At 45.3% G+C, this 15,363-nt stretch carries 14 protein-coding genes; 12 read left to right on the top strand and 2 right to left on the bottom strand.

Annotation, left to right across the window (positions count from 1 at the left end):
* Nucleotides 1-113: 113 nt before the first annotated feature.
* Nucleotides 114-1,514 carry a class II fumarate hydratase gene (gene fumC, locus ACX0G9_RS30585; protein WP_459068796.1) on the bottom strand — a complete coding sequence of 467 codons (1,401 nt, stop codon included), beginning with the start codon at nucleotides 1,512-1,514 and terminating at the stop codon, nucleotides 114-116.
* Between the two features lie 232 nt (nucleotides 1,515-1,746).
* Here fumC and ACX0G9_RS30580 point away from each other — a divergent pair, with 232 nt between their 5' ends.
* From ACX0G9_RS30580 to ACX0G9_RS30535, 10 genes are all read left to right on the top strand, one after another.
* Nucleotides 1,747-4,734, top strand: a complete 2,988-nt coding sequence (locus ACX0G9_RS30580) for a M16 family metallopeptidase (RefSeq protein WP_459068795.1) — start codon at nucleotides 1,747-1,749, stop codon at nucleotides 4,732-4,734.
* 226 nt (nucleotides 4,735-4,960) lie between these two features.
* Nucleotides 4,961-6,022 carry a hypothetical protein gene (locus ACX0G9_RS30575; RefSeq protein ID WP_459068794.1) on the top strand — a complete coding sequence of 354 codons (1,062 nt, stop codon included), beginning with the start codon at nucleotides 4,961-4,963 and terminating at the stop codon, nucleotides 6,020-6,022.
* Nucleotides 6,023-6,124: 102 nt separating this feature from the next.
* Entirely contained in the window at nucleotides 6,125-6,580 is a 456-nt protein-coding gene (locus tag ACX0G9_RS30570) for an SRPBCC domain-containing protein (RefSeq protein ID WP_459068793.1), read from the top strand.
* Between the two features lie 303 nt (nucleotides 6,581-6,883).
* Nucleotides 6,884-7,405 (top strand): RNA polymerase sigma factor, encoded by a 522-nt coding sequence (locus tag ACX0G9_RS30565; protein WP_459068792.1) that lies wholly within the window; start codon nucleotides 6,884-6,886, stop codon nucleotides 7,403-7,405.
* 11 nt (nucleotides 7,406-7,416) lie between these two features.
* Nucleotides 7,417-8,073, top strand: a complete 657-nt coding sequence (locus ACX0G9_RS30560; protein WP_459068791.1) for a hypothetical protein — start codon at nucleotides 7,417-7,419, stop codon at nucleotides 8,071-8,073.
* A gap of 35 nt (nucleotides 8,074-8,108) precedes the next feature.
* On the top strand, nucleotides 8,109-8,711 hold the full coding sequence (locus ACX0G9_RS30555; protein WP_459068790.1) for a pseudouridine synthase: 603 nt from the start codon (nucleotides 8,109-8,111) through the stop codon (nucleotides 8,709-8,711).
* An 11-nt stretch (nucleotides 8,712-8,722) separates the two neighbouring features.
* Nucleotides 8,723-9,868, top strand: a complete 1,146-nt coding sequence (locus ACX0G9_RS30550; RefSeq protein ID WP_459068789.1) for a sialidase family protein — start codon at nucleotides 8,723-8,725, stop codon at nucleotides 9,866-9,868.
* Between the two features lie 14 nt (nucleotides 9,869-9,882).
* Nucleotides 9,883-10,416: a DinB family protein gene (locus ACX0G9_RS30545; RefSeq protein WP_459068788.1), complete on the top strand. Its 534-nt coding sequence runs from the start codon at nucleotides 9,883-9,885 to the stop codon at nucleotides 10,414-10,416.
* 49 nt (nucleotides 10,417-10,465) lie between these two features.
* Nucleotides 10,466-11,239: an SDR family NAD(P)-dependent oxidoreductase gene (locus tag ACX0G9_RS30540; protein ID WP_459068787.1), complete on the top strand. Its 774-nt coding sequence runs from the start codon at nucleotides 10,466-10,468 to the stop codon at nucleotides 11,237-11,239.
* Nucleotides 11,240-11,276: 37 nt separating this feature from the next.
* A complete protein-coding gene (locus ACX0G9_RS30535; RefSeq protein WP_459068786.1) occupies nucleotides 11,277-12,329 on the top strand; it encodes a Gfo/Idh/MocA family protein in 1,053 nt (350 codons plus the stop codon).
* Nucleotides 12,330-12,584: 255 nt separating this feature from the next.
* Here ACX0G9_RS30535 and ACX0G9_RS30530 read toward each other — a convergent pair whose 3' ends face one another.
* Nucleotides 12,585-14,051, bottom strand: coding sequence for a glycoside hydrolase family 28 protein (locus tag ACX0G9_RS30530; RefSeq protein ID WP_459068785.1), 1,467 nt, complete (start codon nucleotides 14,049-14,051; stop codon nucleotides 12,585-12,587).
* Nucleotides 14,052-14,403: 352 nt separating this feature from the next.
* On the opposite strand from ACX0G9_RS30530, the gene ACX0G9_RS30525 reads away from it, so the two are divergent.
* Nucleotides 14,404-14,904, top strand: a complete 501-nt coding sequence (locus tag ACX0G9_RS30525) for an RNase H family protein (RefSeq protein WP_459068784.1) — start codon at nucleotides 14,404-14,406, stop codon at nucleotides 14,902-14,904.
* A 60-nt stretch (nucleotides 14,905-14,964) separates the two neighbouring features.
* Nucleotides 14,965-15,273, top strand: a complete 309-nt coding sequence (locus ACX0G9_RS30520) for a transposase (RefSeq protein WP_459068783.1) — start codon at nucleotides 14,965-14,967, stop codon at nucleotides 15,271-15,273.
* Nucleotides 15,274-15,363: the final 90 nt, after the last annotated feature.

Genomic DNA, 15,363 nt, shown 5'->3' with positions numbered 1-15,363 from the left:
ACCCCCACCGGAACCAACAGAAAGAAAAAGTAATACACTATTTAAAAAAAGAAAGGGCCGCCAAATTTTCCCGGCGCCCTTCTCTTTTTGAAACTGAGGTGTACATTATATGCTTAATCGATTTTTCCTACCATTTCCTCCGGTTTGACCCACTCGTCAAATTGTTCCGGGGTGAGGTAGCCCAGCTTCACCGCCATTTCCTTAAGGGTGGTTCCTTCTTTATGGGCTTTTTGGGCAATCTCTGCTGCTTTATAATAGCCGATCTTAGGGTTTAGGGCAGTTACCAGCATCAGGGAGTTATCGACATGTTTTTTGATATTGGCTTCGATGGGCTCGATGCCAATGGCGCAGCGCTCAGAGAAACTGACACAGCCATCTCCGATTAATCTGGCGCTATGCAGGAAGTTATAGATCATGACGGGTTTGAAGACATTCAGCTCGAAATGACCGGTGGCGCCTCCGATATTAATAGTCACATCATTGCCAAGCACCTGGGCAGCGATCATGGTCAATGCCTCGCATTGGGTGGGGTTGACTTTGCCCGGCATGATAGAGGAACCCGGTTCATTATCGGGGATAAAGATCTCGCCGATCCCGCTGCGCGGACCGGAAGAAAGCATCCGGATATCGTTGGCGATCTTCATCAGGCTGACCGCCACGGTCTTGAGGGCTCCATGTGCTTCTACGATGGCATCGTGGGCGGCCAGGGCTTCGAATTTATTTTCTGCCGTTATAAAGGGCAGACCGGTAAGTTCCGCAATTTTACCAGCTACATTTTCAGAATATCCGGGAGGAGTGTTGATACCCGTTCCTACGGCTGTGCCGCCCAATGCCAGTTCGGACAGATGGGCCAGGCTGTTTTTAATGGTTTTCAGTCCATGATTCAATTGGGCCGTATATCCGCTGAACTCCTGCCCCAGGGTAAGGGGAGTGGCGTCCATGAAATGTGTGCGTCCGATCTTTACCACCTTACTGAATTGTTTGCTTTTGGCGGCCAGGATATCCCTTAGTTTTTCTATCCCCGGAATCGTGGTCTCTGCCAGCATTTTATAAGCCGCGATATGCATGGCAGTGGGAAAGGTATCGTTGGAGGACTGGGATTTATTGACGTCGTCGTTCGGATGCAGGGTCTTTTCTTTATCGGTTAGTTTACCTCCGGAGAGGACATGGCCGCGATAGGCTACGACTTCGTTGACATTCATATTGCTTTGGGTGCCGCTGCCGGTTTGCCAGACCACCAGGGGGAACCAGGCATCCAGTTTGCCGGCCAGTATTTCATCACATACCTTGCCGATCAGATCGGATTTTTCCTTGGATAAAACACCGGCTTCAAAATTGGTGATGGCGGCGGCTTTTTTCAGATAGGCGAAGGCGGCAATGATCTCTTTGGGCATTTTGTTGATGTCCTGGGCGATCCTGAAATTTTCTACACTGCGCTGGGTTTGTGCTCCATAATAAGCATCGATCGGTACTTTCACTTCACCCATGGTATCTTTTTCGATCCTGTATTCCATAGTGGTTGATTTTGGAGGCGTAAAGATAACGATAAACTACAACCCTTAGTTTACCCCCCTTATTTTCCGGTTTGCATAATGAATCGGGCCGTTTGTACCAGTAAATTGGTGTGTTCGTCGCTGATTTTATAAACGGCAGGGGAAGTTTATAAAAAATTATAGTACTTTATCCCCTTAATTAATACCTGGACCCCTTAATTGATAAGGGATATTATTAAAAAACAAGATTTATATGAAAATGACCAGAATCTTTATTTTATTCGTTTTAGCCGTTGTGAGTATGACCCCGCCGGTCTTCACGGCTGCGCAGGACAAGACAGCTTCTTCTCCACAGGACAAGTCTTCTCCGGATAAATATGTTTGGAAGCAGGCGGCTTCCGGCGGATATACCTACAGGTACGTTACCAACGATCCGATGCAGACCCGTTTCTATACCTTATCCAACGGATTGACGGTGATGCTGAGTGTTAATCATAAAGAACCCCGGGTCTCCGTGCGCATTGCGGTCCGGGCGGGAAGCAATACCGATCCCAAAGAACATACAGGGCTTGCCCATTATCTGGAGCATTTATTGTTCAAGGGCACGGATCAATTCGGTTCTTTGGATTGGGCTAAGGAAAAACCTTACCTGGACCAGATCGATGTTTTATACGAGCAATACAATTCGTCGAAAGATAGCGTAAGACGCAGGCAGATCTACCGGAAGATTGACAGTGTTTCCGGTCTGGCTTCAAAATATGCGATCGCCAATGAGTATGACAAGCTGATGACGGATATTGGTGCCCAGGGTACCAATGCGCATACCTGGGTGGAAGAAACAGTTTATGAAGAGGATGTTCCCTCCAACGCGATGGATAAATTCCTGATCGTGCAGGGGGAGCGTTTTCGTGAACCGGTCATCCGTCTTTTTCATACGGAGCTGGAAGCAGTATACGAAGAGAAAAACAGGGGATTGGATAATGACGGTAACAAAATGAGCGAGGCCATGCATTATTACCTGTTCCCTACCCATAATTACGGGCAGCAGACGACGATAGGAACGGTTGAACATTTGAAGAACCCCTCTATCCGTGCGATCCGGGACTATTATCATAAATTTTACGTGCCCAATAATATGGCCGTTATCATGGCTGGCGATATAGATCCGGATGTCCTGATCAAAAAGATCGATCAGACCTTTTTCTATATGAAATCCAAACCGGTAGCTTTGTATAATCCCGCCCCGGAGAAGCCGCTCACTACCCCCATCGTAAAGGATATATACGGACCCAGTGCAGAGAATATGCGGATCTGTTACCGGACCCCCGCGGCCAATACCCATGATGCCCTGGTATTGGACCTGATCTCCAGCATCCTTTCCAACGGGAAAGCAGGCTTGCTGGATCTTAATCTGAACAAACAGCAGAAGGTGCAGGTTGCACAGGCAGGTCTACAGCAATATAAGGACTATGGGATCTTTCTTTTATTGGGAACACCCAAACAGGGACAGTCCCTGGAGGAAGTAAAGGATTTGCTGATGGGCCAGGTCGATAAGTTAAAAAAAGGCGACTTTGATGAAAACCTGGTAAAGGCAATCATTGCCAATGGCAAACTGGCCTTGCTGGAAGGATTGGAGAAGAATGGCACCAGGTCGGTCGCGCTGATGGAAGGTTTTATCAAACACCGGGGTGAGAAGTGGGATCAGGATGTGTCCGATCTGGACGAGCAGGCGAAGGTCAGCCGTCAGGAGATCATCGGTATTGCCAATAAATACCTCGGAGGTAACTATGTACTCCTATACAAACGTAAAGGCGAGGACAAGAGCATTGTAAAAGTGGACAAACCTGTTATTACTCCTGTTGAGACCAATGCGGGCAAACAATCTCCTTTTGTAAAAAAAGTGGCAGCCATGGATGTATCGCCATCGGTTCCCCAATGGCTGGATTTTAACAATGGGATCACCCGCACCCATACGGGTATCGCGGATGTCCTTTATGTCCAGAACAAGGAAAATGAATTGTTTCATTTGTATTACCGGTTTGATATGGGAATATGGAACAATAAATTATTGCCCCTGGCTGCGCAGTATTTACAATTCCTGGGCACTTCAAAATATTCCGCTGAACAGATCAGCAAGGAGTTCTATACGATTGCCAGTAATTTCAGCATCAACGCCGGAACCGAGAATACGACCGTGACCATTTCCGGATTGCAGGAGAATTTTGAAAAGGCCGCTTCCTTATTCGAGGATATCCTGGCCAATTGTCAGCCCGATACGGCAGCCCTTTCCGCACTGAAGACCCGGATAATGAAGGCCAGATCGAATAACAAACTTAACAAACAGGCTATCCTTCAAGGACTGATAAGTTATGCCCGTTATGGGGCAAAGAACCCCTACAATACAGGTCTGACGGATGCAGAGATCGGTAACCTGAAGGCTGAAGATCTGGTGGCTATTTTACATGGATTGTTGAATTACAAACATACCGTCATTTATTACGGTCCGCTGACACCGGATAATTTTACTGCATCAATCGGGAAATTGCATAAACTGCCAGCCACTTTTGCGCCTTATCCTGCCAAAGCGGAATATGCCTTTACCACGCAGACAGCCAACCAGGTATTGTTCGCCAATTATGATATGGTGCAAAGCGAGATCGTATGGATCCGTAATGGCGCTCCCTATGATGTTGCCAAAGAACCTGTAGTGGATGTGTTTGATAATTATTTTGGAGGGGGTATGGGATCGGTCGTTTTCCAGACCCTGCGGGAGTCGAAAGCATTGGCTTATTCAACTTTTGCCAGTTACCGGACACCATCAAAAAAGGAAGACCCATATTCCATGCTTGCCTATATAGGTTGCCAGGCAGATAAAATGAATGATGCGATTAAGGGTATGAATGAATTGCTCAATGATATGCCGGTATCCGAAAAAGGATTCGATCTGGCAAAATCCAGTTTGAAAAAAGATATCGAGACGGAACGTACGACCCAGGATGGTATTATTTTTACCTATCTGACTGCCAAACAAAAGGGGTTGGATTATGACGAGCGGAAGAATGAATATGCGGTAGTGGACAAACTCACGATCAATGATCTGAAGGAGCTGCATCAGGATCAGATTGCCAATAAACCCTTCACCTATTGTGTGGTGGGTTCCGATAAAAAGATCAGCCAGGATGATCTGAAAAAGGTCGGATCGGTGAAAACCCTCAGCCTGGAAGAAATATTCGGATACTAACAGCCCAGTCAGCCGGTCTGCAGGTTGCAGAGGACTACCTGCCTGCAGCGTATCCATAACATTTTAAAAGAAAAGGGCTTCCCCGGGGAGGCCCTTTCTTTTTTGTATTTTTTGAAATAATTCTTCTGTTTTATAAATTCCCACCCGCTCTATGGAAATTCTCTTTTTTTCACTCTCTTGAAAAGACCAATCTGTTTCATTGAAAAAAAGATCAAAATCCTGGAAAATGAACAACAACGGAAATATTCCCTTTGCCCGTAAATTTCTGATCAGCGCCCTTACCAGTCTGGTCTGTTCGATGACTGTTCTTCGTATCGTTACCCGCCTGGCCTTTGAAGGAGGAGTGAACCCGGCCAACACTCCGGCGCCAATAGCAGCAGTTATCCCCGCAGGGATCATTTTTTTGAGCGGGCTTCTTTTTCCTTTTTTCTGGAACAAAGTATCCGGACCAGGGGATTTGTTGAGATCCCTGCTTTGTTACGGGATTGCACTGGATCTGGCCATGATCGGGTTGCAGAAATGGTTCGGATTGCAGGCCCATACGCCTATTGCCTTGCTGGATGGTCCGTTCAGCGGTTTTTCCGGAGAGGATCTTAGCTGGGCCTATTTTGGGCGTTCGCCTGCCTTTCTTAATGTGATCGGCGGATTTCAGATCCTGGGATCCCTCTTCCTTGTTTTTCCACGAACCAGGCTGGTGGGTGTTTTTGCCTTGCTGCCGGTCATGCTGAATATCTGCCTGATGAATTGTTTTTATCATTTCTATCCGGGTGAGATTGGGCATGCCGTGATTTTATTACTGGGGTTGCTTTATCTTTTGCTGGAGGAAAAGGAGAGGTTGTTGCCCTTTTTCTTTTTGTCGGCTGGTCCTTCAGGAATAATGATAAACACGATTCGTTTATCCGTCGTTATTATCCCCTTGTTGCTGATCCTTTGTTTTTTTCATTTACCACACAGGGACCCTGAAATATATGGTAAATACCAGGTTACATCTATGTGGACCAATGACAAAGCCATCCATCAGGGTGACTGCAAAGACAGTGTATTGACGAATGTATTTATCGATGAAAACAATGATTGTGTATTTGCATATAACAGCCTGGAAAGGCTTGTACTTGGAACTTACAAGTATGATCGGGCCTCAAGCCATATGCAGGTTGTCTGGAGATTCCCTCCTGTGGTCCACGATACGCTCGATGCGCGATTGAAGCATACCCCTGACGGCCTCACCCTGGATGGCAGGATGGGACAATCTTTGGTGAGGATGGAGCTGAAAAAGATAATCAACTAGAAAATCGGATCCTTTTTAGAAAAAATCCGTTAAATGCAATCCTATGTAGTGCAGGGAAGCTAATATTGTATCAAATCTAACTAAACAAACAAATAACCAGATATGAGCGAACCAATGATCGTGAAAAGTACTATAGATATCAACGCACCGGCCGAAAAGGTTTGGAATGCACTCGTCAATCCGGAAGAAACAAAAAAGTATATGTTCGGATGCGAAGCAATCTCTGATTGGAAAGTAGGGAGCCCTCTGCTTTGGCGGGCTGATTATGAAGGGAAAGAAATGGTTTTTGTAAAGGGAACAATAGTGGATATAAGGCCCGGGATTTACCTCGCCTATACGACGATCGATCCCAACAGCACCACTGTGACGGATATTCCTGAAAATTATGTTACGGTGACCTATACATTGACATCCAAGGGGAAACAAACCGTTCTGGATATAACCCAGGGCGATTTTGCAACGGTAGCGGACGGAGAGAAAAGATACAAGGAAACCTATAATGACGGAGACGGATGGGGGCCGGTTCTGCGGGAAATCAAAAAATTGGTAGAAAACTAACTCTCAATTCTGCACTTTATTTCCCATTTCGGGACTAATGCGTAACTGGAAAATTAAATTACACGTTGATAATCAGCCAGTTAATTTCTGGTATGCCAATTGAATTATCCTATTCGGTTTTTCATAGGATATTGGATTTAAAAACGGGGTGTATGTCTATACTGCTCCTTTTTTTTTGCCCCTACCTCATTGATTCCCCATTCTCCCCTGAGTTTTTCCCCTACTTTTAAAAAAATCCCCGTTCATTTGTGATTTTTGTGGCCTTTCTGCGAATAATAGATTGTACGAATCTATACACGAACCATGAACCTACCGACCGACCAGGATGAATTTTTGCAGATGATCCGGGATAATCAACGTATCCTGTTTAAAATATGTAACTCCTATTGCCGGAACAAAAACGACCGGGAAGACCTTGCTCAGGAAATCATCTATCAATTATGGAAATCCGGTGGCCATTATAATTCCGATCAACGATTTTCTACCTGGATGTACCGGATTGCCCTGAATGTGGCCATATCCTTCTATCGTAAAGAGAAAAAAGAAGGGGCAAAGGAATCTTTTGGCGAAGGCAGTAACCTGCCCCCCCATCTTTTAATCGATATCGGGAATGAAACGGAGGATACATCGGAAATAGAGGACCGGAGCCGACGCCTGCAGCAATACATCCGGGAGCTGAATGAACTCGACAAGGCCCTGATGATTCTGTACCTGGAAGAAAACAGTTATAAAGAGATTTCGGGGATTATGGGTATTACCGAAACGAATGTGGCTACCCGGATAAGTCGTATCAAAGTTATTTTAAAACAAAAATTTTCCCAATAAAACCATTTACTATGAGCACAGAAATGAGCAGGGACGAATTCATCCATATCTGGAAAGCCTGCGACGAAAAATTGGACAAGTCTTTAACCCTGAATTTGTACCTGGTTAAGGATATGCAGATGCGTAAGGTCAGAACGAATCTTAATTCCATGATTGCCACCAGGATCCTGGGGATCGTATTTGGCCTGGCCTGGTTATTATTGCTTTGCGTAGCCTTTTATTTTGTCCGGACGCAAATCGTCATGGCAGTATCCATCGGGGTATTTATCATCTGTACAGGCGTCGCCATCATTGATTATATCCGGGATATCATGACCCTTCAGCATATAAGTTATGTGGAAAGCATACTGGAAACCCAGGAGAAACTGGCTGTCCTGCAAAGATCCATGATCCGGAGCATCCGGGTTCTTTGGCTTCAGCTTCCTTTCTGGTCTACATTTTTTATCAGTAATGCTTTTATCCGGGATGGAGGCATTCGGTTCTGGATCATCCAAACCCCGATCACCCTGTTCTTTGTCGGTTTGACGGTAGTCCTGTTCAGAAATCTTATCCCGGAAAATATGAATAAGAAAAAATGGGTAAAGGCCCTGATCAATGATTCAGGAATTAGAAAGGTGTCCCGGGCGATGACCTTTATCCGGGAATTGGAAGATTTTAAAAAAGGATAATCCATTACATTTGGGGCCTAATCCAGACTTGCATAATGATCCCTTCCGCCCATCGTTACTTTATCATCAATAAACCTTGTGATATGGTCTCGCAATTCGTGAGCTCCCATGAGGTGCGGCTGTTGGGTGATCTTGACTTTGTATTTCCTGAAGGTACCCATCCTATAGGCAGGCTGGACAATCATTCGGAAGGTTTGTTGATTCTGACTACCAATAAAAAAGTGACGCGTCTTTTATTTGAAAGCGAGACCCTTCACAAAAGGACCTACCTGGTAAAAGTAAAACATGCCGTGAGTGCTGAAAACCTGGACCGGTTACGAAAAGGGATCGGTATCCGGGTACGTGGCGGTGGAGATTATATTACGACGGCCTGTGAGGCGGAGATCGTGGACAAGCCTACCAATCTGTTCGGGAATGGATGGGAAGGATGGGAGTTTACTCCACATACCTGGTTGCAGATTACCCTTACGGAAGGGAAGTTCCGTCAGATCAGAAAAATGGTGGCAGCGATCGGTCACCGTTGTATCCGCCTGATCCGGTTGTCTATAGAAGAACTGGAATTAGAAGATCTGCCTGTTGGCGGGGTCAGGGAAATAGAAGAACCTGCGTTTTTTCGAAAGTTAAAAATAACCCTTTAATAAATTGCCTTATGAAACCTGCCTCACCTCTGATTTTTCTGTCCCATCTTTTTCCATTCCACTTTTTTAGCCTGTTCCTGTCCTTTATCCTGTTCCTCTCTTTTGGCCTGTTCTTCTCTTTTAATAGTTATGGCCAGTTTGCCTGGCACAAGGTCAGCGAAGAATTGATTTTTACCGATCCGCCTTTTAAAGAATGTCATGCTTCCACAATTGTCGAAGTTTCTCCGGGCAAATTAATGACCGCTTGTTTCGGTGGAACCCGGGAAGGAAAAAAGGACGTAACGATATGGCTGTCTGAACAGAAAAAGGCAAAACAGAAAAAAGGAAAATGGACGCAACCCTTTTGCATCGCTGACGGAGTAATTACAGATGATCAAAAGAAATCCATGACCGGAAGTTACAGGGATAGCCTGCGGTTTCCCTGTTGGAACCCCGTACTGTTCAGGGACAAGGAAGGGAAATTGTTTTTATTTTATAAGATCGGACCCAAACCCAGGGAATGGTGGGGTATGGTCAGGACTTCCTCCGATAACGGAAGAACCTGGTCGATGCCCGAACGATTACCCGAAGGGGTATTGGGCCCTATAAAAAATAAGCCTGTCCAGTTAAAAGACGGAACACTGCTTTCTCCGTCCAGTGTCGAGACAAAAGATACCTGGAAAGTCTATATAGAAAGATCTTCGGATCTGGGTAGAACCTGGGAGATCATTCCTGTGGATTCCAATGCCGGTGTTAAGGCCATTCAACCCAGCATCCTGATTTATCCTGATAATCGGTTACAAATACTTTGCCGGAGCGATCAGGATCGTATCCTCGAGGCATGGTCCTCAGATAACGGAAAGACATGGGGAAATCTTTCGAAGCTGGATTTACCCAATCCTAACTCCGGAATCGATGCAGTTTCTTTACAAAACGGGTGGCAGCTCCTGGTCTATAACCCCACTATCGGGGGAAAGGAATGGTTTAACAGCAGGGGAAAATTGAACGTAGCTGTTTCCAAAGACGGACGCCAGTGGAAAGATATTGCCATTCTGGAGGATGGGGAAAAAGAAGAATTCAGCTATCCTGCCGTTATTCAGGCTACTGATGGAAAAGTGCATATTACATATACCTTTGACAGGAAGAATATAAAACACGTAGTATTGGAAGAAAATTAAAAAAAAACCTTTTTATGAAAAAACTTTTTTCTTTATTGTTCCTCGGCAACCTCACCTTATTCGCCTATTCACAGGAGAAGACCGCACCAACTTTACGATCCATCCTTTTGGAACAATTCCAGACAACCTGGAACAAACAGGATTGGTTTGTTCCCGTTCAGAAATCCCTCGAAGGGGTCACTGCCAAACAGGCTATGTGGAAACCCTCCGATTCAAGCCATTCCATAGGCCAATTGGCTTATCATTTATATTTTTGGAACCAGCAGGAACTGGATAAATTCAATGGAGTTAAGCCAAAGCCCTTTTCCGGGAACAACGATGAGACTTTCACTGCCTTCACCGAAGAGTCATGGGCGGCTACCATACGGCAATTGGACCAGGTAATGAAAGACTGGGAGACGGTCATCAAAAATGCAGACGAGGCCAAATTACAAACCTGGTATTCCGTCATCGCCCATATCAGCGCTCATAATGCCTATCATACCGGGCAAATCCTCTATGCACGGAAGTTACAGGGGGCCTGGGACTCGTCCAAAGGGGTGAAATAGATTTTCGGGTTATACAGTAGCACCTAAAAATTTTATTCAATAATTAAAGATGAGTGATACAAGGTTTGACAAACAGGTTGCCATAGTCACCGGCGCAGGTCAGGGAATAGGTTTCGGAATTGCCAGGGAGTTATCCCTTAACGGGGCTTCGGTTATCCTGAACGATGCAGATGCGGAACTGGCCGAAAAAGCAGCTTTCACGATTGCCGCCTTGGGAGGGACCTGCCTTTCTGCGCCTGGCGATGCTTCGGATGTAAAATTTATCAGGAGTTTGGTTGATCTGGCGGTAGAAAGATTTGGAGGAGTTACCCTGGCGGTGGCCAATGCCGGTCTTTCTTTATATGGTAACTTCCTGGACTATCCGGAGCAGGATTTTGATAAGGTAATGAAATTAAATCTCGGTGGAAGTTTTTACCTGGCTCAGGCAGTAGCCAATCAGATCATCAAACAAAACAGTGGCGGCAGCATTGTATTTCTGAGCAGTGTGGTGGGGCATCAGGCGCACAAGGATCTGGCGGCTTATTCCGTAACAAAGGCCGGACTGGAAATGCTGGCTAAAAACCTGGTAGTAGAATTATCTCCATACAAGATTACCGTCAACGCCGTAGCACCCGGCGCAACATTAACCGAACGGACCTTAACCTTTGACGGGTATGAAAATGCCTGGTCAACCATTACTCCGATGGGCCGGCCTGCTACCGTCGGCGATATTACCCGGGCTGTCCTTTTCTTTTTATCTCCAGCCTCCAGGCATATAACAGGACAAAGCCTGGTCATAGACGGGGGCTGGACATCGGTCAGCCCATTACCACCGGATAAATAGAGGAAAAGGAAGGAATATAATGACGCAAAAATCAGGAATGACAAATTCAATTAACTGGGGCATCATCGGATGCGGAAATGTGACTGAAATAAAGAGCGGTCCGGCCTTTAATAAGATACCAGGCAGCCGTTTAATTGCCGTTATGCGGCGTGATGCCGGTAAAGCAAGAGACTATGCAGCCAGACATAAGGTCGCCAAATGGTATACAGATGCAGAAGAAATGATGAATGACCCGGAGATCAATGCTATTTATATCGCCACTCCTCCTGCCTTTCATTTACCCTATGCAATAGCTGCGTTAAAAAAAGGCCTGCATGTATATGTTGAGAAGCCGGTTACGCTTAATGCCGGCGAGGCGGGGAAAATGGCGGATGAGGTAAGGCAAAGTCAGGGTAAATTGAGCGTTGCACACTACCGCCGCAGACTACCCCTGTTTTTACGGATTAAGGAGTTGATCGGAAATGGAAGTATTGGTGAGATCCGTACGGTACAGATAAGATTATGGCAAAGCCGGAAACCTGCTTTTACGGGCGGAGAAGTTTCCCATTCGGATCACCATTCGGATCGCCATTCAGGTGCAGATACAAACTGGCGTGTACAACCCGAACTTTCCGGCGGAGGGTATTTTCACGACCTGGCGCCGCATCAGCTCGACCTGATGTTGTACTATTTTGGAGAGCCCCTGAAATACCACGGTTTTGGCTTAAACCAGGCGAAGACCACCAGGGCCGATGATCATGTCTGCGGCCAGCTTGTTTTTAAGAACGGCATAGTGGTAAATGGCTCCTGGTGCTTTAATGTTGGAAGAGAAGAGCAGGCGGATACCTGCGAGATCATCGGAACGGAAGGACATATTACCTTTGCATTTTTTGGAGACTATGTCAGTTGGAAAAGCTACAAGTCTCCAAATAAGGAGGAAAACAAACCTGAAGTAAGGGAGATTTTTATCCATCCCAGTTCCATACAAGAACCCATGATCGGAGAGGTCGTCGCCTATTTCAGCGGATTACAGGAAAATCCCTGCGGAATTGACGAGGCCAGTCAATTAATGGATATTATGGATGTATTCTCAGGGGCTGTCTCAGGATAACTCACCCCTCATTCACCCCCCGTTCACCCCCTATTCAACCCCCTATTCTCATTTCTGAACTTTCTTTCCCATTTTGGAACAAAATCATAAATGAAAAACTGAATTAACGATTGATAATCAAATGGTTGTCTTCTGGTATGCCAATTGAATTATACTATTCGGTTTTTCATAGGATATTGGATTTAAAAACGGGAGTGTATTTCTATACTGCTCCTTTTTTTTTGCCCCTACCTGATCCCTTTGCCACCGTTTGTTTTAATGGATGGTGATGTTGCTGGATTTATAGGTATAAAAGACTCTTTTTTCATCTGGCTGCTTAGCAGTTACAGAACTGAATTGCGATTCATGGACATCGTCCAGCACTACTGGTAACCGATAATCTTTTTTACCGCAGGATAACCCGATAGTGGAAAAATGCAGGTCCCGCGCATGGCGGATATATATACCCCAGGCCGGGAGCTCTTTGAACATGGAAAAATCCGGGTATACGGCTGCTACTTCCGGGACCTGATCCAAAGAGTCCAATGAGATTTTTGCAAAGAAGGGATTTCCGCCTCCCGGATGTTTTATTTCTATGTTTTTTAGCGTGATCCCGGAAATCAGTGCATTGGGCAATCCGGTGATGATCACTGCCGGTGAAATATTTCTCGGCATATCTTCTATAGGGCCTTCATAACCGTATCCTGCGTCAGGCTTTGTAGCCGGAACTTCGGCATACACGTTACGGATGCTTACATTTTCCAACCGTCCTTTTTTACCTGCCAAACGCTCTCCGATGCGCAGGAAAATGATATTGCCTGTATTATAAACCTGAAGACTGTCAACTTCTATACCTTCAACAAAACCACCGTCGACGGCTTCCAATGCTATGGCAGAGCGATAGGTATCGAATACCTTATTATTCAGTATGCGGATATTTTTAAACCCTCCGCGCGAAGCGGTGCCAAACTTAATGCCATTTGCGCTGGAACGGATCGTATTGTTCCGGATCAGGATATTATTGCAAAACACTTTGGCATCATGGGACTTAAGGCAAATACAATCATCCGCTGCATCGAAATAAGAATTAGTTACGGTTACACTGTCGCAATCCACGATATCGATTCCATCTTCGTTCCAGAATTCCTTATTATCGACATAAATGCTGTCTACTCTTAACTGTTTGCACTGATCATAGGTTTGATTCCAACTGGCTGAATTTCGAAAGGTCACACCCAGGATCGATATGTTGGTGCAGGAACGGAAATAAACGTTCATGGGCCTTGCCGTTTCTACCGGTCTTCCATATTTTAAGGGATCCTTTACAAGACCTTTGTCAATGATATCGATAAGATTTGCTGCCACATATTTTCCCTGTCCGTCAATCGTCCCTTTTCCGGTTATGCCAATATTTACCTGGTCGTTCGCAAAGATCATTGCCGTCCAGCCATTTTTTTCATAGTCAAATGGGTTTAAAGATCCCAGTAATACGGCTCCTTCTTCCAGATGAATGATGGTATTCGATTTCAGGTGGATGCTACCGGTAAGGTACCTGCCTACCGGAAAAACCAGTCTCCCTCCTCCTTTCTGGTTTATAAAATCGATGGCAAATTGGATAGACCGGGTATTAAGGGTGATACCATCTGCATGTATTCCAAACAACGAAACGGCATAATCTTTTGCCAGAAGAAACGATGATGGAAAGCAAAGGAGGGCTATTACCAGGTACTTTTTAAGGCTCATGCGTCAATTTTTAAGTCGGTTAGGATTTTGCCCATGAAGCTAGCCGCAATTCAATCAGGCAGGTAAAAAAAACTTCTCCTTTTTTTGTCCTTTCTGATATTTCTTAGCTTTTTGATAGAAATCGTAAACTTACGATAAAAATAGAGGGGTTTTGCTCTAGGTTGGCCACCCCGCTTACTCTACTTTTGTCTTATCCAATTCCAATGAAATAAACCATATCCAGAAAAACCAAGGTTCATTGTTTTCCCTAAAACGAAAACATTAAAATTCAAATTCTCTGAAAAGCCTCCGACTAATCTTGGGGGTTTTTTCGTTTCTTGCACTCCCCATGTCTTCCGGCAATAACAATCAGGTGAGGATTTATACTGACGGCAGCTGCCATACACAGCTCGGTAAAGGTGCATGGGTAGCTATCCTACTGACCGGAGAAGATAAAGTCGTTTTGTCCGGAGTCGTTGAAGACACGACCCATAACCGCATGGAGGTCCTGGCTGTCATCCGGGCCATCCAACATATCAAAATAAATTACCCTTTCATAAGTCATTTAAAAATAGGTTCCGATAGCCAATACGTAGTTGGTCTTCCCGGTCGCGCCCGGAAACTAAGTGCTTCCGGCTTTGCCAATAAAAAGGGCGTGGAATTGCAGAATGCTGACCTGGTAAAGGAATTCCTGGATCTAACCGGAGCATTCCTTATCGAATGGATAAAGATCAAAGCGCATAGCCAAAATAGCGGATCTCACGGGTCTGACAAAGAATCGGAGGCAGTATACCGGGAATCGGAAGGGATAAGGTACAACAGGGAAGCAGATATTCTGTCCAGGAAATTAGTTCGGGAATTGGTCGCTAAATAAATGGCTCAGTGAGATGTTTTAATTTATCCGGACAGTCAAGTTGCTTAAATTTGAACAACAATGACTGGAAAGAGCAAAAAAAGAACGCGGCGCAAGTATGACGATTCGTTTAAGGAAGACGTCTTAAAGATGATTATTTCGGGCCGACCAGTGGCAGAGATATCCGAGGCATTAGGAATTAGCGAAAATTTGATATACACCTGGAAAAAGAAGGCCCATAAGGGTACAGGAGCTGGAAACGGATCGCCTGGTGGGTATAATGCCGATGCTGCAGCAGAGATTGAGCGGCTCAGAGCGGAACTTCGCCGAGCTGAACAAGAACGTGATATTTTAAAAAAAGCCTTGGTCGTCTTCAGCCGTGGGACTTAACGACGACCTATTGCTTCATAGATGAGCTGCGAACTGACTATCCTATTCAAGTGCTTTGTTCGGTGTTAAAAATACGGCGAAGCTGCTATT

The organism is Flavitalea flava, from assembly GCF_054461575.1.
This window is presented reverse-complemented; position numbering and strand designations above follow the sequence as displayed.